General features: G+C 36.0%; 30 protein-coding genes. 18 read left to right on the forward strand and 12 right to left on the reverse strand.

The window, feature by feature from the left end; translation table 11 throughout:
* Window positions 1-73: 73 nt before the first annotated feature.
* Window positions 74-1423 (forward strand): cytochrome c biogenesis protein, encoded by a 1350-nt coding sequence (locus C7H19_RS18540; RefSeq protein ID WP_106458412.1) that lies wholly within the window; start codon window positions 74-76, stop codon window positions 1421-1423.
* Window positions 1424-1457: 34 nt separating this feature from the next.
* On the opposite strand, the gene queF is transcribed toward C7H19_RS18540, so the two are convergent.
* The 4 genes from queF to C7H19_RS18560 all read right to left on the reverse strand — a co-directional run bounded on the left by queF (window position 1458) and on the right by C7H19_RS18560 (window position 4950).
* On the reverse strand, window positions 1458-1850 hold the full coding sequence (gene queF, locus C7H19_RS18545) for a preQ(1) synthase (protein WP_106458413.1): 393 nt from the start codon (window positions 1848-1850) through the stop codon (window positions 1458-1460).
* A 42-nt stretch (window positions 1851-1892) separates the two neighbouring features.
* Window positions 1893-2732, reverse strand: coding sequence for an SWIM zinc finger family protein (locus C7H19_RS18550; protein WP_106458414.1), 840 nt, complete (start codon window positions 2730-2732; stop codon window positions 1893-1895).
* Between the two features lie 4 nt (window positions 2733-2736).
* Entirely contained in the window at window positions 2737-3489 is a 753-nt protein-coding gene (locus C7H19_RS18555; RefSeq protein ID WP_106458415.1) for a M15 family metallopeptidase, read from the reverse strand.
* 69 nt (window positions 3490-3558) lie between these two features.
* Window positions 3559-4950: a malic enzyme-like NAD(P)-binding protein gene (locus tag C7H19_RS18560; RefSeq protein WP_106458416.1), complete on the reverse strand. Its 1392-nt coding sequence runs from the start codon at window positions 4948-4950 to the stop codon at window positions 3559-3561.
* 230 nt (window positions 4951-5180) lie between these two features.
* Here C7H19_RS18560 and C7H19_RS18565 point away from each other — a divergent pair, with 230 nt between their 5' ends.
* Window positions 5181-5495 (forward strand): hypothetical protein, encoded by a 315-nt coding sequence (locus C7H19_RS18565; protein WP_106458417.1) that lies wholly within the window; start codon window positions 5181-5183, stop codon window positions 5493-5495.
* Window positions 5496-5498: 3 nt separating this feature from the next.
* Here the strand turns inward: C7H19_RS18565 and C7H19_RS18570 are convergent, their stop codons facing one another.
* Window positions 5499-5789, reverse strand: coding sequence for a putative quinol monooxygenase (locus C7H19_RS18570; RefSeq protein WP_106458418.1), 291 nt, complete (start codon window positions 5787-5789; stop codon window positions 5499-5501).
* 66 nt (window positions 5790-5855) lie between these two features.
* Here C7H19_RS18570 and C7H19_RS18575 point away from each other — a divergent pair, with 66 nt between their 5' ends.
* From C7H19_RS18575 to C7H19_RS18595, 5 genes are all read left to right on the forward strand, one after another.
* Complete coding sequence (locus tag C7H19_RS18575; RefSeq protein WP_106458419.1) at window positions 5856-6416, forward strand: 5-formyltetrahydrofolate cyclo-ligase; 561 nt, start codon at window positions 5856-5858, stop codon at window positions 6414-6416.
* Between the two features lie 150 nt (window positions 6417-6566).
* Window positions 6567-6884 carry a slr1957 family protein gene (locus C7H19_RS18580; protein WP_106458420.1) on the forward strand — a complete coding sequence of 106 codons (318 nt, stop codon included), beginning with the start codon at window positions 6567-6569 and terminating at the stop codon, window positions 6882-6884.
* A 336-nt stretch (window positions 6885-7220) separates the two neighbouring features.
* Window positions 7221-7652, forward strand: a complete 432-nt coding sequence (gene ccmS, locus C7H19_RS18585; protein WP_106458421.1) for a beta-carboxysome assembly chaperone CcmS — start codon at window positions 7221-7223, stop codon at window positions 7650-7652.
* A 36-nt stretch (window positions 7653-7688) separates the two neighbouring features.
* Window positions 7689-9002, forward strand: coding sequence for a serine/threonine protein kinase (locus C7H19_RS18590; protein WP_106458422.1), 1314 nt, complete (start codon window positions 7689-7691; stop codon window positions 9000-9002).
* Between the two features lie 21 nt (window positions 9003-9023).
* Window positions 9024-10274 carry an ATP-binding protein gene (locus C7H19_RS18595; RefSeq protein WP_106458423.1) on the forward strand — a complete coding sequence of 417 codons (1251 nt, stop codon included), beginning with the start codon at window positions 9024-9026 and terminating at the stop codon, window positions 10272-10274.
* Here the strand turns inward: C7H19_RS18595 and C7H19_RS18600 are convergent.
* Both C7H19_RS18600 and C7H19_RS18605 read right to left on the reverse strand, forming a co-directional pair.
* Entirely contained in the window at window positions 10258-10596 is a 339-nt protein-coding gene (locus C7H19_RS18600) for a hypothetical protein (protein ID WP_245927628.1), read from the reverse strand. The two genes, C7H19_RS18595 and C7H19_RS18600, sit on opposite strands and share 17 nt — an antisense overlap.
* A gap of 56 nt (window positions 10597-10652) precedes the next feature.
* A complete protein-coding gene (locus C7H19_RS18605) occupies window positions 10653-11345 on the reverse strand; it encodes a response regulator transcription factor (RefSeq protein WP_106458425.1) in 693 nt (230 codons plus the stop codon).
* A 141-nt stretch (window positions 11346-11486) separates the two neighbouring features.
* Here C7H19_RS18605 and C7H19_RS18610 point away from each other — a divergent pair, with 141 nt between their 5' ends.
* From C7H19_RS18610 to C7H19_RS18625, 4 genes are all read left to right on the forward strand, one after another.
* A complete protein-coding gene (locus C7H19_RS18610; protein WP_106458426.1) occupies window positions 11487-11717 on the forward strand; it encodes a DUF433 domain-containing protein in 231 nt (76 codons plus the stop codon).
* Window positions 11717-13093, forward strand: coding sequence for a sensor histidine kinase (locus C7H19_RS18615; protein ID WP_106458427.1), 1377 nt, complete (start codon window positions 11717-11719; stop codon window positions 13091-13093). Before C7H19_RS18610 ends, C7H19_RS18615 begins: the two co-directional genes overlap by 1 nt.
* 275 nt (window positions 13094-13368) lie before the next feature.
* On the forward strand, window positions 13369-13791 hold the full coding sequence (locus tag C7H19_RS18620) for a response regulator (protein WP_342752308.1): 423 nt from the start codon (window positions 13369-13371) through the stop codon (window positions 13789-13791).
* A 40-nt stretch (window positions 13792-13831) separates the two neighbouring features.
* On the forward strand, window positions 13832-14935 hold the full coding sequence (locus C7H19_RS18625) for a hybrid sensor histidine kinase/response regulator (protein WP_106458429.1): 1104 nt from the start codon (window positions 13832-13834) through the stop codon (window positions 14933-14935).
* Window positions 14936-14991: 56 nt separating this feature from the next.
* Here the strand turns inward: C7H19_RS18625 and C7H19_RS18630 are convergent, their stop codons facing one another.
* Window positions 14992-16203 carry an acetate kinase gene (locus tag C7H19_RS18630; RefSeq protein WP_106458442.1) on the reverse strand — a complete coding sequence of 404 codons (1212 nt, stop codon included), beginning with the start codon at window positions 16201-16203 and terminating at the stop codon, window positions 14992-14994.
* A 69-nt stretch (window positions 16204-16272) separates the two neighbouring features.
* On the opposite strand from C7H19_RS18630, the gene C7H19_RS25830 reads away from it, so the two are divergent.
* Window positions 16273-16422 carry a hypothetical protein gene (locus tag C7H19_RS25830; RefSeq protein WP_181280665.1) on the forward strand — a complete coding sequence of 50 codons (150 nt, stop codon included), beginning with the start codon at window positions 16273-16275 and terminating at the stop codon, window positions 16420-16422.
* 115 nt (window positions 16423-16537) lie between these two features.
* Window positions 16538-17410, forward strand: coding sequence for an Rpn family recombination-promoting nuclease/putative transposase (locus C7H19_RS18635; protein ID WP_106458430.1), 873 nt, complete (start codon window positions 16538-16540; stop codon window positions 17408-17410).
* Window positions 17411-17437: 27 nt separating this feature from the next.
* On the opposite strand, the gene C7H19_RS18640 is transcribed toward C7H19_RS18635, so the two are convergent.
* Complete coding sequence (locus tag C7H19_RS18640) at window positions 17438-18004, reverse strand: Uma2 family endonuclease (protein WP_106458431.1); 567 nt, start codon at window positions 18002-18004, stop codon at window positions 17438-17440.
* A gap of 65 nt (window positions 18005-18069) precedes the next feature.
* On the opposite strand from C7H19_RS18640, the gene C7H19_RS18645 reads away from it, so the two are divergent.
* On the forward strand, window positions 18070-18699 hold the full coding sequence (locus tag C7H19_RS18645; protein WP_106458432.1) for a DUF2887 domain-containing protein: 630 nt from the start codon (window positions 18070-18072) through the stop codon (window positions 18697-18699).
* Window positions 18700-18726: 27 nt separating this feature from the next.
* Here the strand turns inward: C7H19_RS18645 and C7H19_RS18650 are convergent, their stop codons facing one another.
* The gene (locus C7H19_RS18650; protein ID WP_106458433.1) at window positions 18727-19293 is read right to left on the reverse strand and encodes a Uma2 family endonuclease; all 567 of its coding nucleotides are present in this window, start codon (window positions 19291-19293) and stop codon (window positions 18727-18729) included.
* Between the two features lie 65 nt (window positions 19294-19358).
* On the opposite strand from C7H19_RS18650, the gene surE reads away from it, so the two are divergent.
* Entirely contained in the window at window positions 19359-20036 is a 678-nt protein-coding gene (surE, locus tag C7H19_RS18655) for a 5'/3'-nucleotidase SurE (RefSeq protein WP_106458434.1), read from the forward strand.
* A gap of 7 nt (window positions 20037-20043) precedes the next feature.
* On the opposite strand, the gene bioU is transcribed toward surE, so the two are convergent.
* Window positions 20044-21033, reverse strand: coding sequence for a (S)-8-amino-7-oxononanoate synthase BioU (gene bioU / locus C7H19_RS18660; protein WP_106458435.1), 990 nt, complete (start codon window positions 21031-21033; stop codon window positions 20044-20046).
* Window positions 21034-21402: 369 nt separating this feature from the next.
* On the opposite strand from bioU, the gene C7H19_RS18665 reads away from it, so the two are divergent.
* The 3 genes from C7H19_RS18665 to C7H19_RS18675 are packed head-to-tail and all read left to right on the forward strand — an operon-like array spanning window position 21403 to window position 22487.
* A complete protein-coding gene (locus C7H19_RS18665) occupies window positions 21403-21618 on the forward strand; it encodes a DUF2997 domain-containing protein (RefSeq protein ID WP_106458436.1) in 216 nt (71 codons plus the stop codon).
* A gap of 48 nt (window positions 21619-21666) precedes the next feature.
* Window positions 21667-22053, forward strand: a complete 387-nt coding sequence (locus tag C7H19_RS18670) for a DUF1257 domain-containing protein (RefSeq protein WP_106458437.1) — start codon at window positions 21667-21669, stop codon at window positions 22051-22053.
* Window positions 22053-22487 (forward strand): ferredoxin, encoded by a 435-nt coding sequence (locus C7H19_RS18675; protein WP_106458438.1) that lies wholly within the window; start codon window positions 22053-22055, stop codon window positions 22485-22487. The genes C7H19_RS18670 and C7H19_RS18675 overlap by 1 nt, the downstream gene beginning before the upstream one ends.
* A 24-nt stretch (window positions 22488-22511) precedes the next feature.
* Here the strand turns inward: C7H19_RS18675 and C7H19_RS18680 are convergent, their stop codons facing one another.
* Window positions 22512-22796, reverse strand: coding sequence for a YiaA/YiaB family inner membrane protein (locus C7H19_RS18680; protein WP_106458439.1), 285 nt, complete (start codon window positions 22794-22796; stop codon window positions 22512-22514).
* Between the last annotated feature and the right edge of the window lie 93 nt (window positions 22797-22889).

Here is a 22889-nt window from a genome sequence, read left to right on the forward strand (position 1 = left end):
TGTGTAGGGGTTTGGTCGCCAAAGCCAACTATTGTTATAATCAAAATAAAGTAATTTTATAATTAATTAACCAATGGCTGTTTCAGATTCTTTAGAAAAAAATATTTACTTAAATCCTAAACATTTTTTTCGACGTATAATCCAAATTGTAGCTGATCTTCGTTTAGCTATTATTTTATTATTAGTTATTGCCGTATTTAGTATAACTGGAACAGTTATAGAACAAGGAGAAACTTTACCATTCTATCAACAAAATTACCCCGAAGATCCAGCATTATTCGGATTTCTAAGCTGGAAAGTTATATTATTTATTGGCTTAAATCATGTTTATAGTACTTGGTGGTATTTATCATTATTAATTTTATTTGGGACAAGTTTAGTCGCTTGTACATTTACTCGACAATTTCCGGCATTAAAATCCGCGAGAAACTGGAAATTTTATAATAAAGAAAGACAATTCGAGAAATTAGCCTTAAGTGCAGAATTAACAACAGGTTCTTTACCCATTTTCAAACAAATACTATTTCAAAAAGGCTATAAAATATTTGAAGAAAATAATAGCTTATATGCTCGTAAAGGAATTATTGGAAAAATTGGTCCGATTATTGTTCATGCAGCAATGATTATTACCTTACTCGGTTCAATTATTGGTGTAATGACTGGTTTCTTTGCTCAAGAAATGGTAGCAAGTGGTGATACTTTTCAAGTAAGAAATATTATTGAATCAGGTCCTTTTTCTAATTCTTGGATACCTAAAGATTGGGGTATTAAAGTAAATCGCTTTTGGATTGATTATACTCCTAATGGGAATGTCGATCAGTTTTATTCAGATTTATCAGTTGTTGATACCGAAGGAAAAGAATTAGATCACAAAATTATTCATGTCAATGAACCTTTGCGTTATAAAGGAGTGACTTTTTATCAAACAAACTGGGGTATTTCATCAGTTAAAGTACAAATCAATAATAGTCCGATTTTCCGACTGCCAATGGCACAATTAAACACCAATGGTAATGGACAAATTTGGGGAACTTGGATACCAACTAAACCCGATTTGAGCGAGGGAATTTCGTTACTCGCACGAGATTTACAAGGAACAATGATGGTTTATGATAAAACAGGAAAATTGTATAGTGCAGTACGCCCAGGAATGGATTTAGACATTAATGGAGTAACATTAAAAGTAAAAGAATTACTCGGCAGTACAGGATTACAAATAAAAGCAGATCCAGGTATTCCTATTGTTTATACTGGGTTTGGTTTACTGATGTTAGGTGTAGTAATGAGTTATGTTTCTCATTCGCAAATTTGGGCATTACAAGAAGGCGATCGTTTTTATATTGGCGGAAAAACTAATCGAGCGCAAGTCATTTTTGAACGAGAAATGTTAGAGATGATTGATTCAATGGAAAAAACAACATAATCAAAATTTTATAGGGATTTGGTTGCCAAATCCTTTATTTTTTATAATGAATATAAACCGCCATATGTACATTTCCTCTCGGATTAAAATCACCTTTAATCTTGACATCTAGAGGATCACAAGCAGCCACAAAATCATCTAAAATAACATTAATTACTTCTTCGTGAGAAATATAACGATCGCGGTAACTATTAATATAGAGTTTAAGTGCTTTTAACTCCATAATCTTTTCATTGGGAATATAAGTAATATAAATCGTGGCGAAATCTGGATGACCCGAAAAAGGACATTTACAGGTAAATTCAGGTAAGGTAATATGAATCTCATAGCGTCGTCCGATGCGAGGATTTGGGAAGGTAATTAGTTCACCCTCTAAAATATTCCGTTCACCGTATTTCAGTTCAGTTTCTGATGATGTTTGACTCATTAGGATAAAAATAATTACAACTCTATTTCTAGCATATCAAACTCAAGTAGCAGTAGCATTCAAAGCTAAGATCACCGCTTGTTGACTAACCGTCGGATAAACAGTATCTAAAAATTGTTTGACAGCTAGAGCATCATCATAAGAAAGAGGAATCTTACCCAAAATATCGATCACTGTTTTATTATCTAATGGGGGAGTAATCACAACCAAAGAAGAATCTAGGGGTTGATCATATTTCCAAAAACTAGCAACATCTATATCAGTAGAAGTTTTACTCTTACGTTTCTTTTGAGTCGCTGTAATTTCAGGTTCTGGTGTTGCTGTATCACTGGGTAAACTTAAAGTAGGGTTTTGACTGCGTTTTTGACGTAAAGCGTCAAGAATTTGGGTTTTAGTACGCCCCCTGAGTTGGAATAAAACAAACGGATCTTCACTAAAACGATCGCCTAACTGATAATATACCGCACCAATATGCTTACAAGGATTGGCTTTATCGGGGCAACTACAGCGAGAACGAACATCCGTTAAACTAAAAGGAAATAAACTCAAACCATTACTAATAAAGGCTGATTCTATCTCATCGGGCATTTGTCCGCTCAATAATTGTGCTGAAAAAATAGCTTTTTGGGACAAAGTAGCCACCACATAATCCCAGTCTTCATCAGTAAACGGATCTAACCATAAAGATACTTGATATGGTTCGACTTCGCTACCTTGAACCCGCGCTAACACCTGCGCCCCGACAAATTCAATACTTAATACATTGCCTTCTCTAGCGTAGATTCTGGCACGTTCTAGGCGTTTTTTAAAGCGGTAGGAGTCTAATAATTCTAACCAACGTTGTACCCACCATTCTCGATTTTCTAATTGATATCCCGTCATAAATTTACTTGACTTTTTTCAGTTGTTGTGCTTTATAAAAAGTTTCCAAACTATGAGTATCCCCGACAAAACGCCAGTGCCAAGGTTCATAACTAACACCTTGAGGGTTATTGGGAGGGAATGACAATTCAAAACTATACTTAGATGCGTGATTTTGTAGCCAACGAAAAGCCGATGTTTTTTCAAAAGATTGACTTAGATTTGTTGCAGGAGTGCGACCATCCCCAATATCTATCGCATATCCGGTATGATGTTCGCTATACCCAGGCGGTGCGCTCACTTCGGCGCGTTTTTTCGCTTCTTGATTGCGTTTTTCTTTCACTTTAAAAAACAGATATTCTTGTTCACTCAACGAACGAAAACCCGAAAGCGACATCAAACTAACTCCATCTCTTCTGGCAGCAGCTTGCATTTGTCGATATTTTTCGGCGGCAGCTTTCCTTAAAAGAATTCTACCATCTGCACTAATGGGGGATAATTCCGAGGTTGGGGCTTCTTTATAGGGTAAATGTCCTAAAACATTTTCAACTGGTGTGGGTGTTGGAGTTGCATTTGGAGTTGGTGTCGTACTCGGTGACGGGGTAGAAACGACTATCGGTTTAGAGGTTGGACGCATCAAATTAGCCGCACTAAAACCACCGATAATACTTAATAAAACTAATCCAATACCAATCAGGGGTAAGGGCAATTTTTCTGATAACCCCACATTTTGCCTAGGAGTCGCCCTATCTCGCAACGCCTCTGGAATATCATCCATAATCTCCTCACCTGATTTGAGCCTTTTTTAAATGTATCCTAGGGTGGGAAGAAAAGCCCACCTAAAATTTTATTCTCTAGCGACACCATCTTGACGGGCAGCGTGTTGGACAGCAGCAGCAACAGCCGTCGCTACACGGGAATCAAACACAGATGGTACAATATGTTCTCGATCTAAATCGGATGCGGTAATTAACGAGGCGATCGCTTTAGCGGCTTCTAAGTACATATTCTCAGTAATCGTTTTCGCCCGACAGTCTAACGCCCCACGAAACACCCCCGGAAACGCTAATACATTATTGATCTGATTTGGGTAATCACTTCTTCCTGTGGCAATAACGGCGGCATCATTTTGAATCAATTCGGGTTGGATCTCAGGAATAGGGTTAGCCATCGCAAAAACGATCGGATCTTTTGCCATAGATTTAACCATTTCTGGCGTGACGACACCAGGGGCGCTCACACCAAGGAAAACATCAGCCCCTTTCATAGCCCCCGCTAAAGTTCCACTCGCATCGACAGCAAACGCCTGTTTTTCTGGGTTTAAGTCGTTACGTTTGAGGGAGAGAATGCCTTTAGAGTCACACAACCAAATTGATTTCGCCCCGGCTTTTTTGAGGAGGAGTGCGATCGCAATTCCTGCCGCCCCCGCGCCATTAATTACAATTCGGATACTTTCTAGAGACTTATTGACTAGCTTTAGGGCATTAATTAAAGCCGCTAAACTGACGATCGCTGTACCATGTTGATCATCGTGGAAAATGGGGATATCTAATTCTTGCCGTAAGCGTTTCTCGATTTCAAAACAGCGCGGCGCACTAATATCCTCTAAGTTTACCCCACCAAACACGGGCGAGATATATTTAACGGCTTTGATAATTTCTTCCGTATCTTGAGTCGCTAAACAGATGGGAAAAGCATCAACACCCGCAAATTCTTTAAATAACATGGCTTTCCCTTCCATGACGGGTAAAGCTGCTTCGGGGCCGAGATTTCCGAGTCCTAAAACCGCGCTACCATCAGTGACGACAGCAACCATGTTACTTTTGATGGTTAAAGAGAACACTTGTTCTGGTTCAGCCGCGATCGCTTGGCAAATTCGTCCCACACCAGGAGTATAAGCCATTGCTAGATCTGATTGTGAGGTGAGAGGTAGCCGACTTTCTATAGTAATTTTGCCTTTACGATGTAGATCAAATGTTCTATCTGAAACTTTGAGGATTTTCACGTCGGGTATGACTTGAACCGCTTCGACAATTTGATCGGCGTGTTCGGTACTCCAAGCATCGACAGTGATTTCCCGTCGAGAAATTTTCAGTGTTCGTTCAATCAAGGTGATTTGTCCTAGATTACCACCAACGCTGGCGATAGCTTGAGTTACAGCCGCTAAGGTTCCTGCTCGGTTGGGTAATTCTAGACGAAGGGTTAAGCTATAACTGGGATTAGGTGTTAAATTGACCATTTTTATTAATAAATAGTGTCACTCTACAGCAAGACAGAGGAGATTATAAATACAGATAATTACTGATTATCCTTGATTTGCGTCTTTCTCTGTATCATATGCAGCGATTTCAATTATTTTAGAGAAAATTTTAGATTTTGATTCTGAGCAATGTTTTTTAAGTTATAAAATACAGTTGGTTGGGTTCTGTTACCAAACCCCTACATTTTATCAGTATCTTATTTAAGTCAATGAATTGGAATAAAACTCAGATTAAGCAAATTTGTTTATCTTTTATATTAATTTTGTCGGAAGTTCCAACGGCGTTAGCTTTACCACCAGCAGAAGATCTTCCCGAAGAAGTGTTACGGACTGAAATTATTCTGGAAGGACGATCGCCAATTAACGGTCAGCCTCTCAGTCCTGCCGAATATGCTTTACTAGAAGAACAGTTAGCGACCAGTATTTATCCACCTCAAATCAATTCTCAAATCCGACATCTCATATTTTTAGTCCGTATTCGGAAGGTTATTAAAACGGTTGTTCCTTTTTTCCCGATTCCTTAAATATTATTTAATAAGTTGATAAAGAACAATTTCAGGTGAACTCATTAATAATTTTTCGGTTTTTTGCAGTGCGTCTAAAAAATGGGGTGTTTGAAAATGAGCATCTAAAGCCGCTTGATCTGCCCATTCTTCAACAAAGCTAAATTCCGTAGGTTTTTCTTGATTTTGCCAAAGTTCGTAGCGTAAACATCCGTTTTCTTGACGAGTGGCTTCAATTAAGGACATGAGTAAGGCTTTCGTTTCCTCAAGTTTATCTGGGAAAGTGATTACTTTAGCGAGTACTCGAATCGTCATAATTTATCCTAAGATTTTAGAAAAATAACCGCTATAATAATGAGCAAATTGTGTTAATTGTCAAGAATGTCTTTACAAAAATCTAAAATACAACTGCGAAAACAAATTTTACAAGAAAGACGATCGCTCAATCCTACAGTATGGAAAGAAAAAAGTTTTCAACTGTGTAAAAATCTTGAAACATTCTCGCTATTTCAATCCGCTAAAACGATATTAGCTTATTTTAGTATTCGTCAAGAACCAGATTTAAGCTTTTTGTTTAATTCTTCGCAAAAATGGGGTTTTCCGCGCTGTGTGGGACAATCATTAGTTTGGCATATTTGGCAAAGAGGGGAAATTTTAGAAACGGGTGTTTATGGCATTCTAGAACCACAAAGTAAGGCTGTAATGATTGATGCTGCTGAAGTTGATTTAATTTTAGTTCCGGCTGTGGCTTGCGACGCGAAAGGATATCGTTTAGGCTATGGTGGTGGCTATTACGATCGGATGCTGAGTTCTCCTGAGTGGTATTCTATTCCGACAGTGGGTATAATCTTTGATTTTGCTTATTTGCCTTCTTTGCCTAAAGATAATTGGGATCAACCTTTAAACGCAATTTGTACAGAAACAAAATTATTAATGATTTAATACAGAATTTGATTAATTAGTAGAGACGTGTCATGGTGCATCTCTACAACAAAAAATTTTATTAAGAATTATTGACACCACAGATCGCAATAATGGGCTTTAGTTAAGATTAAAAAAACGAGCAACCGCTAGAGATGTAAGGTAGACAGGATGAGACATTACTGTGATCAATGGGTTCAGGAATGGTGCGATAATAATGGCTGGACAGAGCTATTTATAGAAAGACGTAATCATTATTGGGCTTTTCCTCCTAATGCAGTAATGCCCGAACCGATCCCACCAAAAGTTTTACGAGTCATTAAAAACGAAAGAGGTTTATCATCCGATGAAAAAACTTGGATCGGTTTAGCGATGGCATTAACAGTAATCGGTTTAGTTGTAGGATGTTTAATGATGTGTCCGATGCCTTTAGTCCTAGCATTTGCTTTCGATGCCATTACAGCAGCACACTTAGAAGTTGAATATTAAACGCTACAATGCCAAAAGAAGTAAACGTACTTACTTCAAGACCCTACTTAATTGCATGATTCTAGATAATAGATTTCAGATTACGTCAGATTTAGCGATCTGTCGTCTTTTGAATAGAATAGCGATCGCCTAAGCAATACAGTGTCAGTATTTCTAATGTAGCAGTAAGATATATCTTAGAGCAACCGAGTTTAGGAGCAAATAAACATATTGCCAACAAGACCAAGGTATTTCAGTTTAAGTTAGACTCAGAAGTTTATCAAACGCGTGATTTGTTTGTTATTAATTGGTGATTGTGATGATGAATATCGACGGTAAATTTATTGAGGTCAAAGAATGATTCAATTCAATAATCCACCTCTTAATAATGTAGAGGATGAATGGCGATATAAACTTGATCAATTTGTTGAAGAAAATCAAGAATCGCTCGCTGCTGTATCATGGGGATTACATCAAGAATGGGGTAATACAAAAGAAACATTAGGAATTGATCTTAAACCCTCTCCTCATTTTGTTTGCTGTTCACGAGAAGCATTAGAAACCTTGAACAAAAAAGTCAATCGTAAAGTTCAAGAAATTTTAGGTATTTTGGATGGTTATGATCCTCGTGAAGAAGTTGCTATTATAGGAATTGGCAATGGACAAATTAAATTAGTTTATTTTAAACCAGAAACCTCGCCACCTGATTGTTATGCACAAAGTGAGCAAGATTTAGATACTTTAATTGGGCAACTAGAACAAAAAATGGCTAAATATTTATCATTATAAAACTTAATTTCTCCTCATTTAAAGCCTGAACTTATTATGTTTCAAGTTGGAGATATTTTAGCTGATCGTTATCAATTACAACAAAAGTTAGGACGAACTGCAATGGGTCGTCAAACTTGGTTAGCGATCGATCATACAGTTCAAGAAAAAGTAACAATTAAACTCTTAGCTTTTAACCCTCAATTGTCGTGGGAAGAGTTAAAATTATTTGAAAGAGAAGCCGAAGTTTTAGGCTCACTAGAACATCCTAGAATACCTCGCTATCGAGCTTATTTTGATATTGATAGACATCTTGGAGGTGGAGTTCCCTGGTTTGTTTTAGTACAAGATTATATTCCTGGATTTTCTTTACAAGATTTATTAGATCAAGGTCAACATTTTACCGAAATAGAAATCCGTTCTTTAGCCACAGAAATTTTAGAAATCTTAATTTATCTCCATGAATTAAGTCCACCCGTTTTACATCGAGATATTAAACCCAGTAATTTAATTTTAGGGGAAGATGAACATATTTATTTAGTAGATTTTGGGGCGGTTCAAGCACAAGCGGGCGTGACGGGTGTTACTTTTACAGTAGTAGGATCTAGTGGTTATTCTCCCTTAGAACAATTTTGGGGTAAAGCGGTTCCTGCTTCTGATCTTTATGCGTTAGGGGCAACTCTCATACATTTATTAACAGGGTGTTCGCCAGCAGATTTACCACATAAAGACGCTAAAATCAAGTTTTCTGATAAAGTTAGTCTCAAAAAAGATTTAATCATTTGGTTAGAAAAACTGACTGAAATTACTGTTGATCGCCGTTTTAAAAGTGCGAGAGATGCCCTAGAATGTTTACAGTCTGGGACAATCTCAAATCGATTAGTTTATAAAGGTTTAAATTTTCGGAAATTAAAACAACCTACTTATAGTAAAATTCATTTAGAGCAATCAGAAAAAAGTTTAAAGATTAAATTTCCTCCTAAATTAAAAATTCTTCCAAGTTCTAAATTAATGTTTTTTAGTTTTTTAACCAGTATTTTTATTTTTAATATTAATCCGATTTTACTGATTATTCTTGGTGGAATTTTAGCCTCTTTGGTCAAAAAATCTAAAATTGAATTTGATGAGCTAAAATTTAAAATAATTTACAGTATTTTTGATTTGATCATTTGGAAAAAAGAAGCCTATAATAATCAGATCGCGGGGATTTTTATATATAATAATAGTAATCGAGATTATTATCAAATTAAAATTAGAACGTCAGATGATTATTATTTATTAGGAGGTAGTCTAACTGAGTCTGAATGTACTTGGATCGTACAAGAAATAAAAGCTTGGTTGACTTCAGTTGAAGATTTAGATAATATGTAAAGTTTTTTAATTAAATAAACCATGAGTGAACATCATCAGATTTATATAAAGGCTAATTCCTTATTACTTTATCAATCTGTATTTAATCATCAAGTTGGCAAAGCATTTTTAAATCTTTTGCATCAACTTAGTTTAACTGAAACTGGATTGAATTATAAAATTAATTGTTTACAAGCATACGGAATTTGGTTTAAAACCTTAGCGAATTTTAATCAAAGTTGGCAAGATTATTTAATTGAGCAAATTCTTTTAGATGATAATCCATTTAGCCAACAAGTTCAAAGGAAAGCTTTATCAGACTTACCATCATCTTTATTAACTGCCACACGACATGATTTAAAAATATTACAAGAAATTTCTAACTGGAATCCTCAAAATACTTTTAATAGTTTACCCAGTTGGCAAATTGCTCATACTTTTTTAAACTTTTTCCATCAATCCCAAAATTGGACAGAAGAATTAGAAACATTAGCGAAACACTACAGACAATATGGTACAGGAATTTTTGCTCAATACAAAGCCTTGCAATGGAAAGAAGCATTATTAGGTATTAAAAATTTTGATCCTATACAAATAGATGAAATAGTGGGTTATGAATTGCCCAAAGAAACATTAATTAAAAATACTGAATGTCTTCTCGCGGGTTTACCTGCCCTTCATGTATTATTATATGGCAGTCGAGGAAACGGAAAATCATCTCTAGTCAAAGCTTTACTGAATCAATATAGCGAACAGGGATTAAGATTAATTGAAGTCCCCAAAGAATTTTTTCAAGACTTACCGCTTATTTTAGAAAAAGTTAGAGAGCAACCGCAGAAATTTATAATTTTTGTCGATGATTTATCCTTTGAAGAAGATGATGAAACATTCAAAGCGTTAAAAGTCGTATTAGAAGGAAGCGCGATCGCCAAAGCTAAAAATGTAGTTGTTTATGCTACATCAAATCGAAGACATTTGATTAAAGAATATTTTAGCGATCGTCCGCGACCTTCTGAAGCAGATGAGGTGCATTCTTGGGATACCCAACAAGAAAAACTATCATTTAGCGATCGTTTTGGTTTAACCTTGACTTTTGAAAGCGCGAACCAAGAAACTTATTTAAAAATCGTCCACCATTTAGCCAAAATCGCCAATCTGGGGCTACCGACCGACGAACTCGATTTCAAAGCTAAACAATGGGCAACACGTCATAATGGGCGTTCTGGACGCACTGCAAGACAATTTATTGACTACCTACAGGGAGAATTAAACTTTACTAACAAACAGACTTAGCAAATTCCAAAATCGAATTAGTCAACGCTTGATGATCCTCAGAACTGAGATAATAACAATGTCCTTTGATTTCGTTCAAAAAACAAACCAGAGACAAACAAGCCGTCTCTAAATCAGCGCGATAATAAGCAACTTCTAAAGCTTGTTGAGGAGTCGGATAAACCTTAGAATCACTTAACCATACGGTTTGTTCTGAAAGCCAACACCGGAAAGAATAGCCAGTTGGCTCAGATATCAAATCGATTAACCAACCATGATATCTTTGTTTTACATCCATGCCATGAGGGGGTAAATTTCTGTGATGTGTCTCATCTATAACCATAATTTAACCAAGTGCAGTCATCATGTAAGATTCGTGCAGAATTGATGCAGAAATTGTTATTTGAGACGATATCCTAATCCGTGAACGGTTTCAATAAAATCATCTGGCGCACCTAACGCTTTAAGTTTATGCCGAAGTCCGCGAATATGCGAGTTTACCGTTTCTTCAACAGGTGAGTTATCCAACGACCAAACTTGTTCAATGATACCAGAACGACTTAAAACACGCCGCCCATTCGTCACCAATAATTCTAATAAAGCGTATTCTTTGGGAGTAAGAATTAAAGTTTGTTCATCATAAGTCGCATCGTAAGTACTCGGATTAAGTTGTAACTTACCCCAACTTAAAGTTAGATTCGATGCAGTATTTCCTCGCCTCAATAAAGCTCGAACTCGCGCCATTAATTCCCCTAAATTAAAAGGTTTTGTTACATAATCATCAGCACCCGCATCGAGTCCCGCAATCTTATCAGATACTGTATCACGAGCCGTGAGCATCAATACGGGTACAGTAGCATTTTGATAAGATGGACTGTTTGTATTACTCTGTCGTAAACGTTTACAGAAGCGAATTCCATCAAGTTTGGGTAAAGTCACATCAAGAACAATCAAATCATATTTTATCAGTTCTACCCAGTTCCAAGCCGCCTCACCATCTTTGGCTAAATCAACGATATACTGGCAGTTCGTTAAAGCTTCTGTTAAGATTTCGGCTAACTGAATATCATCTTCGACGACCAAAATACGCATTGTTTATCAATCCGATTAAAAGTTAGAGTGTGAGTAGTTAGTAGTATTATGTGCTAATCATTCTCCCTACAGAGCGATCTATTCTATTTTGCTTGAAAATAATGGGTAAAATGTAGATACACTCTACAAGCTTAAAAACAAATGCTTAACAATTCCTCAATCATTAACACATCTTTTGAAATTATGGGTGGCACTCCAGTATTTACTAATACAAAAGTTCCTATACAGACACTTTTTGATTATTTAAAGGCAGGAGAGACAATTGATGATTTTTTGGACGGTTTCCCAACTGTAACTAGAGAGCAAGTAATAGCTTTGTTATCTGAAGTAGGCAAACAGCTTATCGATACAGTGTTTTACACTTTATATTAATGAATTGGCCGAATCAAAATAAATGGATTGTTGGCGGATTTAGTTTAACTCTATTGCTAATGGGGTTAGTAAGTCTTTTATCTTATAAAAATATCATTGCTTTAAGAGAAAATGCAAATAAAGTACAAAGTACTTATGAAATCATTAATAATCTTAGTGATTTTTATGCGAGTATGACGGTTGCTGAATCAGGAAGACGCGGTTATATTGCAACAGGAAATAAACCCGAATTAGAACGCCATCTTAAAGCAGTTCAACAAATGCAGACTGAACTTAGTTTATTACAAAAACAGTTTGCTCATGCTCCTTTGCCTCAACAAGAGCAAGTCACCCAACTACAATTATTAGTGAGACAACGATTAGTATTACTAAAACAATCGATTGATTTATATAAAAAAAATCCCTTAGATACTTTAACTCAATTATCTATTACCGAAAAAAGTGTTAGATTACGAGAACAGATTTTAGTTATTCTTGCTCAAATAAAATCTGAAGAAAAAAAACTGCTACAAAGTTGGTTGTATACATCGCGGTCTCATATTCAATCTAGAGTTATCTTAAGTATATTTGGTACAATTTTAAGTTTTGTTGTTATTGATGCCGTTTTTCTAATTCTTTATTATCAATGGAAAAAACATCAAGAAATTACAATTATTCAACAAAATATACAGCACGAAAAAGAATTAATTGAATTAAAAAGCAAACTTTTTTCGATGATTTCCCACGAATTTAGAACGCCTTTAAGTGTAATTTTGTCTTCGGCGCAACTTTTAGAGAATAATTTTTCAAAAGAAGCAGATATAAAATTATTAAAAAATCTTGATAGAATCCAATCGTCTGCTAAATTAATGAATCAATTTTTAACTGATCTTTTAATTTTAACGAGAGCAGAATCAGGAAATCTAGAACATAACTTAGAAATAATAGATATTGAATCATTTTGTCTAAATCTAGTTGAAGATATACAATTAATTGCTAGTGAAAAACATCAAATCAAGTTAATCAGTGAAAATTTTTGCCATAAAATTGCTCTTGATGAAAAGTTATTGTATTCGATTTTGAGTAATGTTTTAATAAATGCAATTAAGTATTCACCAAATGGAGGTGAGATTTATTTGATTTTAAAATGTGAAGCCACAAAAACGATTTTTCAAATTCAGGATCAAGGAATTGGAATTATCAGTGAAGATTTGCCCAAAATTTATCAACCTTTTTATCGCGGACAAAATGTCGAGAAAATTATGGGAACGGGTTTAGGTTTAGCCGTCGTCAAAAAATGCCTAGAATGTTATCATGGAACAATCGATGTTGAAAGTAAAGTTGGTCTGGGTACACGATTCACAATTACAATACCTGACCAAAAAAGCCGATCTTGAAGACCTTTAAATTTTGATCCGCCTAAAGATTCAGTGATTCTTCTCTACTAAGATAGATACAAAGTACCTTACAATGGCTTCATAGTAAGATCAGTTATTTATACATTATTTTTTAATTTATGTCTAAGGATAGATTGTTTAAATCACAATGTCTGTAACTGATGATTGAAGTATATAAGAGTGTTTTGTGTTTATAATTGTAACGAAAATAACTATTGAATAATTCGTACCCTCACGGATTTTTGATGTGTAACTAGCAACCTATGGAAGATACAATGATTAACGTCCTGCTGGTAGAAGATGACGAAGTTGATGTAATGAATGTTAAAAGGGCTTTTAAAAAAAATAACATTACAAATCCACTATTTGTGGCCTCTAACGGTCTAGAAGCTCTGAAAATGTTACGAAGCGATGGCAATGGCGAACCGCCGAAGGTTCCCCCAAATCGTCGTCTAATTTTGTTAGATTTGAATATGCCAAGAATGGGAGGTATTGAATTCTTACAATCACTCCGTTCTGACCCAGAATTAAAAAGTATTCCAGTAGTTGTTTTAACGACTTCTAATCAAGATCAAGATAGAGTAGAGGCGTATCAACTCAATGTTGCTGGCTATATCCTGAAACCTGTCACATTCTCTAACTTTGTTGAGACGATGGCAACATTAAACAACTATTGGACATTATGCCAATTGATTTAAACGTGTTTAGTCAAATAGTGGGCCAACTCTCAAATAGACTATGAATCAAACGCTAAGAATCCTAATTGTAGACGATGATGAAGTGGATCGTATGGCAGTTCGTCGAGCTTTAAAAGTCGATGGACTGAGTTTGAACATTTCTGAGGCTGGAGATTGTGCGACGGCACTAAATCAAGTTGATCAAGAATCTTTTGATTGCATTTTTGTTGATTATCGCTTACCCGATAGCGACGGTTTGACGTTGGTTAAACAGTTTCGCTCTCAAGGGCTGAAAACTCCTTTGATTGCGCTAACGGGTCAAGGCGATGATCAAGTCGCAGTAGAATTAATTAAGGCAGGGGCTTCAGATTATTTATCTAAGTCTCGAATTAATTCAGGAAGATTAGTACAAACGCTCCAAAGTGTGATACGTCTTCATCAAGCCGAACAAGAAGCAGCGATCGCCACTCACCAAAAAGAAGAATTAGCCAAGCAGCGAGAAGATTTTGTCTCTCGAATGACTCACGATTTACGCACTCCTCTAATTGCGGCAAATCGAATGTTACAACTGTTTCAAGAAGAAGCTTATGGTGATATTACGCCAGAAATGGATAAAGCGATCGCCGTAATTATTCGCAGTAATCAGAACTTACTAGAAATGGTGAATAACCTACTAGAAGTGTATTGTCATGAAGCGGGCTACAAAGAATTAAATTTTACAACCGTTGCTCTTCAAGAAATTATTGCAGAAGTCGTACAAGAATTAAGTCCTCTAGCCGAACATAAACAGTTACCATTAATCGTACAGATTGACGAGAACGTGAAATCAGTTGTAATGGGCGATCGTTTAGAATTACGACGCGTTTTAATTAACTTAATGAGTAATGCGATTAAATTTACAGATGAAGGCTATATTCGGATTGATTTAACAGAAAAAGAGGGTTGGGTAATACTAAGTGTTCAGGATACCGGATCAGGCATTCGAGCGGAAGATCAAGCCATTCTTTTTGAGCGTTTTCGGCAAGGCAATCACAAACGTTCCACCAGTGGCTTAGGATTATATTTATCCCGTCGCATTATTGAAATTCATCAAGGAACGATTACAGCACAATCCGAAGTAGGTAAAGGAAGTATTTTTACAGTTCGGTTAAAAAGTAGTACTTAGTCTATTAATATTAGAGGCGCGGGATTAATATTTTAACTACTATTAATCCCTATTTATTAATGTATTTTATGCCAAGTTTCTCTCGCTATCGCCCAATCTTCCTCAGTATGGATCACCAAAATACGGATTGTTGAATCGGATGTGGCAATATCTTGATCAACAGGACGAGAATTATTTTTATTTTGATCAATTTTCCAGCCTAAAAACCCGTATCCCTCACAGACTTTTTCTCGAACGATCGCTGCATTTTCCCCAACACCTGCGGTAAATAAAAGAACATCAACTCCTTCTAGAGAGGATAACATTTCGCCGATGCCTTCTTTGATGCGACGAATATACATATTAAAAGCTAATTTAGCTCTTTCGTTACCTTGTTCCATTGCTTGAAGGACAGGGCGTAAATCGCCAGAAATACCCGAAATTCCCTTTAAACCAGACTCTTGATTCAGTAGGGTATTTAACTGCTCAATATCATAAAGATGCTCTCTCATAATATAAATCAAAATTCCAGGATCAAAAGAACCGCTACGAGTTCCCATCATTAAACCTTCAAGGGGCGTAAAACCCATTGTTGTATTAATACTTTTGCCCTCTTTAATAGCCGTCAGAGAACAGCCATTACCCAGATGACATGAGATAATTTTCAGTGATGTAATGGGTTTTCCTAAAATTTGGGCGGCGCGATAAGCACAATATTGATGACTCGTTCCATGAAACCCATAACGCCGAATTCCTTTTTCTGACCATTCATAGGGAAGGGGATAAATCGAGGTTTCTAGGGGCATAGAGGTATGAAAAGCAGTATCAAATACCGCCACTTGTGGGACATCTTTTAAAGCCCTTTCTATGGCTGCTATGCCGTCTAGATGCGCTGAATTATGGGCAGGTGCAAGGGGAATTAAAGTCTCAATTTCTTGTTTAACATCGGGTGTAATGAGGGTTGCTTCGGAATACTTTTTGCCCCCATGTACAATACGATGACCGACACCTTGAATTTCTGATAAATTTTCAATCACTTTAGTATCCCCTTGTACCAAAGTGTCTAACAGTTTAACAACGCCAACAGAACGGTTATCAGATGGGATTTTAATTTCTTGTTTGACTCCATTGGCTTTTACCGTTAGCATTCCATAATCAGCCGAAGTTGTCCAATCAATATCAGCTTTCCATAAGGGTTCGAGTGGGTGTTCTGGTATTTGGTCATCAGGAATTTGATAAAGACAGCTTTTTTGACTGCTAGAACCAGCATTAAGAACAAGAATTTTCATCGTTAGTTGAGGGAGCATGATTATTTGTCATCATAACGATTTCAGGTTAAGACAGTCTAAACGAGTATTGTGTTAATTTATACCAATGAAGAAGTTGTCTCTCAAGATTTTGTCATTGATGCTAAAGCAGGGATTAAATTAAATTATAATTTTTTTAATGAAAGTAATGGCCGACAAAGAAGCCTCAATGATGTAAACCGTTTATTTTCCAAAGTTTAATCTAGTATTTTAGTGTAAAAAAAGTGAATATTTTAATACATTTTTTTAATATGTTAAAAAATTATATATTTTATGGTATTCTAATTTTTAAAATTTCTGATTATTATAATTTATCGTGAGAACTGACACAATATTTTATCAACTTTTTCAAACTTTCCCTACCTTGCTATTTGAACTGATTAGCCTATCTCCTCAACAAGCTGATAACTATCAATTTTCATCACAGGAGATTAAAGAATTAGCCCGACGCTTTGATGGTATTTTTTTACCCATCAACGAAAATGCTGATTTACCGATTTATTTTGTTGAAGTGCAGTTTCAATCCAAACCTGATTTTTACTGGCGATTTTTAGCAGAAATCTTTGTCTATTTGGGGCAATATCAACCAATACAAGACTGGTTAGCTGTTGCTGTCTTTGCGTCGCGTAATCTTGACCCTAGTTTACCATTTCAATATCGAGCCTTGATGTTATCCGAACAAATTCTTTATATTTATCTTGATGAATTATTAGATTTTTCTGATACATCGCTTGCTGTAGGTGTTGTACAATTAGTTGTAGGCTCACAACAAAGAGCGAGAGAAAAAGCTAAACCTTTGTTGGAAAGGACTATCGGTGAATTAACAGATGAAGCTTTAAAGCAAAAAGTTATAGAATTAATAGAAAGAATCTTAATTTATAAATTTACTAACTTAACTCGTGAGGAACTAGAAGCTATGTTTAGTATTAGTGATTTAAAAGAAACCAGATTTTATCAAGAAGCCAAACTTGAAGGTAAACTTGAAGGTAAACTTGAAGGCAAACTTGAAGGCAAACTTGAAGGTAAACTTGAAGGTAAACTTGAAGGTAAACTTGAAGGTAAGTTAGAATCTATTCCCAGATTATTAGCTCTAGGTCTTAATGTAGAACAAATTGCCCAAGCCCTTGATTTAGAAATTGTTCAGGTTCAACAAGTAGTAGATAGTTGCTCCAACAATCAAGAAAATTAGTAATTAATATACTACTTAGTGGGTTTATCAAAAAATCTGTGATAAATCTAGAATTAAATTAGTTAATTCAGGTAAATTTACCATCTGATTCGGTAAATAAACGATTTTTTGACGATAATCAAATTTATCTACAGCTTTCTGATATGGTTGGCTATAGGTTTCAAGTTGATTGTCGAGTAAATTAAAAATCCAATAGTATTTAATACCTGATTCCGCATAAAGAGGTATTTTCACCTTTTGGTCATAAGTCAAAGTCGAATCAGCAATTTCAATGACTAAAATAATGTCTTCGGGTGTAGGATGACCTGATAAATATTCATCATCTTTTAGTTTAGCTATCGCAAAATCGGGTTCAGGTTCACTATCGGGTGATAGACTAATTGGGTCTTGACATCTTAAAATAGCTTGTCCTGTTAATAAACTACTTAAACACTTGTTTAGTCTTGTACAACAAACGACATGACGTGTACCTTTTGCTGCCATTTTAATGATTTCTCCTCGGATTAATTCTACTCGCTCATCTTCACCAAAAAAACCCAATTCAAAAAGACGGTGAAACTCTAAAACTGAAAAGTATTTTTTAGATGCCAGCATATTTTTAAGTTTCTAGACTTGAATTACTATAGTACACTTTTATTATTTACTTTGAACATCCACCCATGATCCTGATTTTAACCAATGATGATGGAATTGATGCACCTAGAATACAAGCTTTACAGCAAGCAGTAAACGGAACTGGAATTATTGTCGCCCCTACAGGACAATTTTCAGGGTGTGGACATCAAGTGACGACACATCAACCTTTACGTTTACATCATCGAGCCTTGATGTTATCCGAACAAGTTCTTTATATTTATCTTGATGAATTATTAGATTTTTCTGATACATCGCTTGCTGTAGGTGTTGTACAATTAGTTGTAGGCTCACAACAAAGAGCGAGAGAAAAAGCTAAACCTTTGTTGGAAAGGACTATCAGTGAATTAACAGATGAAGCTTTAAAGCAAAAAGTTATAGAATTAATAGAAAGAATCTTAATTTATAAATTTACTAACTTAACTCGTGAGGAACTAGAAGCTATGTTTAGTATTAGTGATTTAAAAGAAACCAGATTTTATCAAGAAGGCAAACTTGAAGGTAAACTTAAAGGTAAACTTGAAGGTAAGTTAGAATCTATTCCTAGATTATTAGCTCTAGGTCTTAATGTAGAACAAATTGCCCAAGCCCTTGATTTAGAAATTGTTCAGGTTCAACAAGTAGTAGATAGTTTATCCAACAATCAAGAAAATTAGCAATAAATATACTACTTAGTGGGTTTATCAAAAAATCTGTGATAAATCGAGAATTAAATTAGTTAATTCAGGTAAATTTACCATCTGATTCGGTAAATAAACGATTTTTTGACGATAATCAAATTTATCTACAGCTTTCTGATATGGTTGGCTATAGGTTTCAAGTTGATTGTCGAGTAAATTAAAAATCCAATAGTATTTAATACCTGATTCCGCATAAAGAGGTATTTTCACCTTTTGGTCATAAGTCAAAGTCGAATCAGCGATTTCCATGACTAAAATAATGTCTTCGGGTGTAGGATGACCTGATAAATATTCATCATCTTTTAGTTTAGCTATAGTAAAATCGGGTTCAGGTTCACTATCGGGTGATAGACTAATTGGGTCTTGACAACTTAAAATAGCTTGTCCTGCTAATAAACTACTTAAATATTTAATTAATCTTCTACAACAAACGACATGACGTGTACCTTTTGCTGCCATTTTAATGATTTCTCCTTGAATTAATTCTACTCGCTCATCTTCACCAAAAAAACCCAATTCAAAAAGACGGTGAAACTCTAAAACTGAAAAGTATTTTTTAGATGCCAGCATATTTTTAAGTTTCTAGACTTGAATTACTATAGTACACTTTTATTATTTACTTTGAACACCTTCCCATGACCCTGATTTTAACCAATGATGATGGAATTGATGCACCTGGAATACAAGCTTTACAGCAAGCAGTAAACGGAACTGGAATTATTGTCGCCCCTACAGGACAATTTTCAGGGTGTGGACATCAAGTAACCACACATCAACCTTTAAAGCTTAATCGACGTTCGGCAACAGAATACGCAGTTGATGGAATGCCCGCAGACTGTACCCGTATTGCCCTAAAACACCTCGTAATGGATGCGAAATGGGTGTTATCGGGAATTAATGCGGGTGGAAATTTAGGGGTTGATGTCTATACTTCAGGAACAGTTGCAGCAGTCAGAGAAGCAACGATGTTAGGTGTTCCGGGTATTGCCCTTTCCCATTGGATAAAACGACCGTTAGTTATAGACTGGGATTGGGCTAGTTATTGGACTGCTAAAGTATTACAAGATTTATTCACTCGTCCGTTACCCATTAATTGTTTTTGGAACGTTAATTTACCCCATTTAGAACCCGGTTCACCAGACCCAAAAATTATATTTTGTGAACCGAGTACCCAACCTTTGCCCGTTAATTTTCGCATTGAAGGGGATTTATTTTATTACTATGGAGAATACAGCAAACGTCCCAGAAAAGAAGGTACAGATGTTGATGTCTGTTTTTCTGGAAATATTGCAGTAACACAGATATCTTTGTAATGATGGGTTACCGAACAAATTGGGGCATAATTTCGGCTGAAGTGAATAAACCATGTATTCCACGTCGATGTAATGCTATACCAGCTTTAAGATAACCAAATGCTGGGCCACAAACATTAGCCGCCATACTGGTTTCATCACCTAATGTAAACGTATGAGTCGAAATTTTGCCCTCAAAAGTACGCCCTGTAATCTGAACATTTGTACTAATTGGTTTTTTCGGGTTACGGGTATCAACAACACCACCAACTGTTACTCTATCTCTGGCGCAAATTCCCGCGAGTTCTAGAATAATATCGTCGGCGTGTTCCATATTTTCTAGGGTTAGGATGCCGTTGGTTTTATCGAGAAACGCTTCTACTTCTGCATCGCTCATTTTGCTTGCGGTTTCCACATCAAAACTGGGTAAATGGGCGATATCTTCTCGAATGGTAGCGCGGTATGCTTCCCAGTTGGCAATACCCACACCAAAGGTAATTTTTACATGATGTATTTCAGTATAACTCTGAGATGCGATCGCAGCAGCAGCCGTCAAAAGTCCTGGGGTTGCACCACACCCAGTTAAATAAGTAATGCCCGCTTTTGCTAAATCTTCTTTTATTTCTAATAATTGTTCTACGGCGCTGGTTCGCTTGAGAGCATCAACTAATACACCTCGCCATCCCGACTGAATAAACTGTTTAGCCACCTCAGCCATGAAAGTATTAGGTAAATTGGGTAAAGCGAGAAAATATCCCTCTACGTTCGCTTTTTCGATTAATTCTGCAATGCTATTTTGACTGAGTGTCCCGTAAGGTTCCAAATAGCCAACCGAACCCTGTTGATGATAAGCTTTAATTGTGCGATCGCAATCTAAACCCTCTACATGATAAACATAGCCTTCTTTATCGGCTGCGGCTACTAGAAACATTTCTTGTTTGGCTGATAAAATCCTTGCTGCGGCTTGTCCTAATCCACCAAAGCCCAAGACACCGACTTTAATCGCACTTTGATTCATATCTTTACTCTACAACCAAGGGACAATCTTTTATTATCCTGCTTCATCGACCCTTCGTCATCGGTTTTTTTTGACTAAATTTTCTCTACCTGCGAACTATAGACGTTTGGCTATGCTTAAACTAAATTAATTCTGTATTTTTGTATATTTTTATTACAGTCGGCTCATTTGGAATCTATAGCCCTTGACTAGATTAGTAAAGTTAAGCGAAACTTACAAACAACTAAAGTAAGATACTCAGACAATGTAAACTTTTGCTAAAATTTAACACATATTGTCAAGCTTGCTTACGATTGTTAGCTAGTTTAGATTTTATGTAATTTCTTTGAGTCCAATCTGTCCAAGGTTCAAATAAGGCAAGAATCAACTATGAATATGGAAACTTTAGAATTTGTCATCTATCCTGATGGTCGAGTGAAAGAAAAAGTTACAGGCATAGTAGGTGCATCTTGTCAAGAGGTCACGGCAGCAATTGAAGCGCAACTTGGTACAGTTATTTCACAAGAGAAAAGCTCAGAATATTACAATCAAACGATTAGCCAATCTACGCAAGTCTCTAATCAAGCGTCTTTCAGTGATTGGTAAATAAAAGCAAGATTATTGTTAATTCTTCAATATACTATTTAGAGGACTATGTCACACTTTAGCAACATCAAAACCCAAATCCGTAACCTAACCTCTCTTAAATCTGCTTTAACCGAAATGGGTGTACAGTGGAAAGAAGGTCCAACAAGCGTTAGAGGATATCAAGGACAAACCCGTACAGCCGAAGTAGTAGTCGAACAAAAAAACGACTATGATATTGGTTTTAGTTGGAATGGTCACGAATATGAATTAGTTGCTGATTTACAATATTGGCAACAACCTTTAACCGTTGAAGGATTTTTGAAAAAAGTCTCTCAAGGTTACGCTTACCAAACCATTATGAGCGAAACCGCTAAACAGGGTTTTCAAGTAAGCGAACAAAAAGTTAATCAAGATGGTTCTATTTGCCTAGTTGTCCAGCGTTGGAGTGCCTAATGGCTGATTTTGAGCAATCCCCCAACCGCTCAGGTTTTGAACCAGAGTTAGGGGGAGTTTTTAGAAATGAACCCGAACGAACAGGGTTTGAACCCGAATTAGGGGGAATATTACGACAAAAAGGCGTATATGTAGATGAGGCCACTTGTATTGGTTGTAAACACTGCGCCCATGTTTCCCCTAATACTTTTTATATTGAGTCAGATAACGGACGCTCACGAGTCTTTAATCAAGATGGGGACTCAGAAGATAGAATACAAGAAGCGATCGATACTTGTCCAGTAGATTGTATTCACTGGGTCGATTATACTAATTTAAAAGAATTAGAAGAAGCCAGAAAGCATATAGTAATCAGAAATTTGGCTTATCCGCAAGGAAAGGCTGATGCAATCCATCAAAAACTCAAAAAGCAGCAGTTTAATTCCGATTTTTAAATATAGAGGTGTTTCTTAACTCTTCTATAAATTAAGATGATTGTGTTCAGCTAAAATCTTTTCTACTTTCGCGTCATCGAGTCGAGATGTTAATTTTTTTGCTTCGTAAGTGTCGCGTTGGGTTTTCGTTAAACTAATCGTTGAACCCACCGTAAAAACTAAACCCATACCCATATAACCTTTTACCCAATTATCGACGGGAAGATATAAAATACCGATACTGGTAGCACCAACGGAAAGAATAAAAGATAACCAAGTTTGAATAACCCAAGCTTGCGTATGATCTTGATGAAGTCCATGTTTAGTCATATGATGTGATTTTTGGCTCACGGGGTGACGAGTAGCTGAGAGCTAGAGAATATCTAGCTTTTAGAACTTTGTGCCACCTAGAAGATGAAGAAG

The organism is Aphanothece hegewaldii CCALA 016, from assembly GCF_003007785.1.
Classification (GTDB): Bacteria; Cyanobacteriota; Cyanobacteriia; order Cyanobacteriales; family Microcystaceae; genus Chroococcus; species Chroococcus hegewaldii.

Bases quoted from the DNA above. Each gene is read 5' to 3' on its own strand.
- C7H19_RS18540 (WP_106458412.1), top strand. From the start codon at position 74: ATGGCTGTTTCAGATTCTTTAGAAAAAAATATTTACTTAAATCCTAAA.
- queF (WP_106458413.1), bottom strand. From the start codon at position 1,850: ATGAGTCAAACATCATCAGAAACTGAACTGAAATACGGTGAACGGAAT.
- C7H19_RS18550 (WP_106458414.1), bottom strand. From the start codon at position 2,732: ATGACGGGATATCAATTAGAAAATCGAGAATGGTGGGTACAACGTTGG.
- C7H19_RS18555 (WP_106458415.1), bottom strand. From the start codon at position 3,489: ATGGATGATATTCCAGAGGCGTTGCGAGATAGGGCGACTCCTAGGCAA.
- C7H19_RS18560 (WP_106458416.1), bottom strand. From the start codon at position 4,950: ATGGTCAATTTAACACCTAATCCCAGTTATAGCTTAACCCTTCGTCTA.
- C7H19_RS18565 (WP_106458417.1), top strand. From the start codon at position 5,181: ATGAATTGGAATAAAACTCAGATTAAGCAAATTTGTTTATCTTTTATA.
- C7H19_RS18570 (WP_106458418.1), bottom strand. From the start codon at position 5,789: ATGACGATTCGAGTACTCGCTAAAGTAATCACTTTCCCAGATAAACTT.
- C7H19_RS18575 (WP_106458419.1), top strand. From the start codon at position 5,856: ATGTCTTTACAAAAATCTAAAATACAACTGCGAAAACAAATTTTACAA.
- C7H19_RS18580 (WP_106458420.1), top strand. From the start codon at position 6,567: ATGAGACATTACTGTGATCAATGGGTTCAGGAATGGTGCGATAATAAT.
- ccmS (WP_106458421.1), top strand. From the start codon at position 7,221: ATGATTCAATTCAATAATCCACCTCTTAATAATGTAGAGGATGAATGG.
- C7H19_RS18590 (WP_106458422.1), top strand. From the start codon at position 7,689: ATGTTTCAAGTTGGAGATATTTTAGCTGATCGTTATCAATTACAACAA.
- C7H19_RS18595 (WP_106458423.1), top strand. From the start codon at position 9,024: ATGAGTGAACATCATCAGATTTATATAAAGGCTAATTCCTTATTACTT.
- C7H19_RS18600 (WP_245927628.1), bottom strand. From the start codon at position 10,596: ATGGTTATAGATGAGACACATCACAGAAATTTACCCCCTCATGGCATG.
- C7H19_RS18605 (WP_106458425.1), bottom strand. From the start codon at position 11,345: ATGCGTATTTTGGTCGTCGAAGATGATATTCAGTTAGCCGAAATCTTA.
- C7H19_RS18610 (WP_106458426.1), top strand. From the start codon at position 11,487: ATGCTTAACAATTCCTCAATCATTAACACATCTTTTGAAATTATGGGT.
- C7H19_RS18615 (WP_106458427.1), top strand. From the start codon at position 11,717: ATGAATTGGCCGAATCAAAATAAATGGATTGTTGGCGGATTTAGTTTA.
- C7H19_RS18620 (WP_342752308.1), top strand. From the start codon at position 13,369: ATGATTAACGTCCTGCTGGTAGAAGATGACGAAGTTGATGTAATGAAT.
- C7H19_RS18625 (WP_106458429.1), top strand. From the start codon at position 13,832: ATGAATCAAACGCTAAGAATCCTAATTGTAGACGATGATGAAGTGGAT.
- C7H19_RS18630 (WP_106458442.1), bottom strand. From the start codon at position 16,203: ATGAAAATTCTTGTTCTTAATGCTGGTTCTAGCAGTCAAAAAAGCTGT.
- C7H19_RS18640 (WP_106458431.1), bottom strand. From the start codon at position 18,004: ATGCTGGCATCTAAAAAATACTTTTCAGTTTTAGAGTTTCACCGTCTT.
- C7H19_RS18645 (WP_106458432.1), top strand. From the start codon at position 18,070: ATGATCCTGATTTTAACCAATGATGATGGAATTGATGCACCTAGAATA.
- C7H19_RS18650 (WP_106458433.1), bottom strand. From the start codon at position 19,293: ATGCTGGCATCTAAAAAATACTTTTCAGTTTTAGAGTTTCACCGTCTT.
- surE (WP_106458434.1), top strand. From the start codon at position 19,359: ATGACCCTGATTTTAACCAATGATGATGGAATTGATGCACCTGGAATA.
- bioU (WP_106458435.1), bottom strand. From the start codon at position 21,033: ATGAATCAAAGTGCGATTAAAGTCGGTGTCTTGGGCTTTGGTGGATTA.
- C7H19_RS18665 (WP_106458436.1), top strand. From the start codon at position 21,403: ATGAATATGGAAACTTTAGAATTTGTCATCTATCCTGATGGTCGAGTG.
- C7H19_RS18670 (WP_106458437.1), top strand. From the start codon at position 21,667: ATGTCACACTTTAGCAACATCAAAACCCAAATCCGTAACCTAACCTCT.
- C7H19_RS18675 (WP_106458438.1), top strand. From the start codon at position 22,053: ATGGCTGATTTTGAGCAATCCCCCAACCGCTCAGGTTTTGAACCAGAG.
- C7H19_RS18680 (WP_106458439.1), bottom strand. From the start codon at position 22,796: ATGACTAAACATGGACTTCATCAAGATCATACGCAAGCTTGGGTTATT.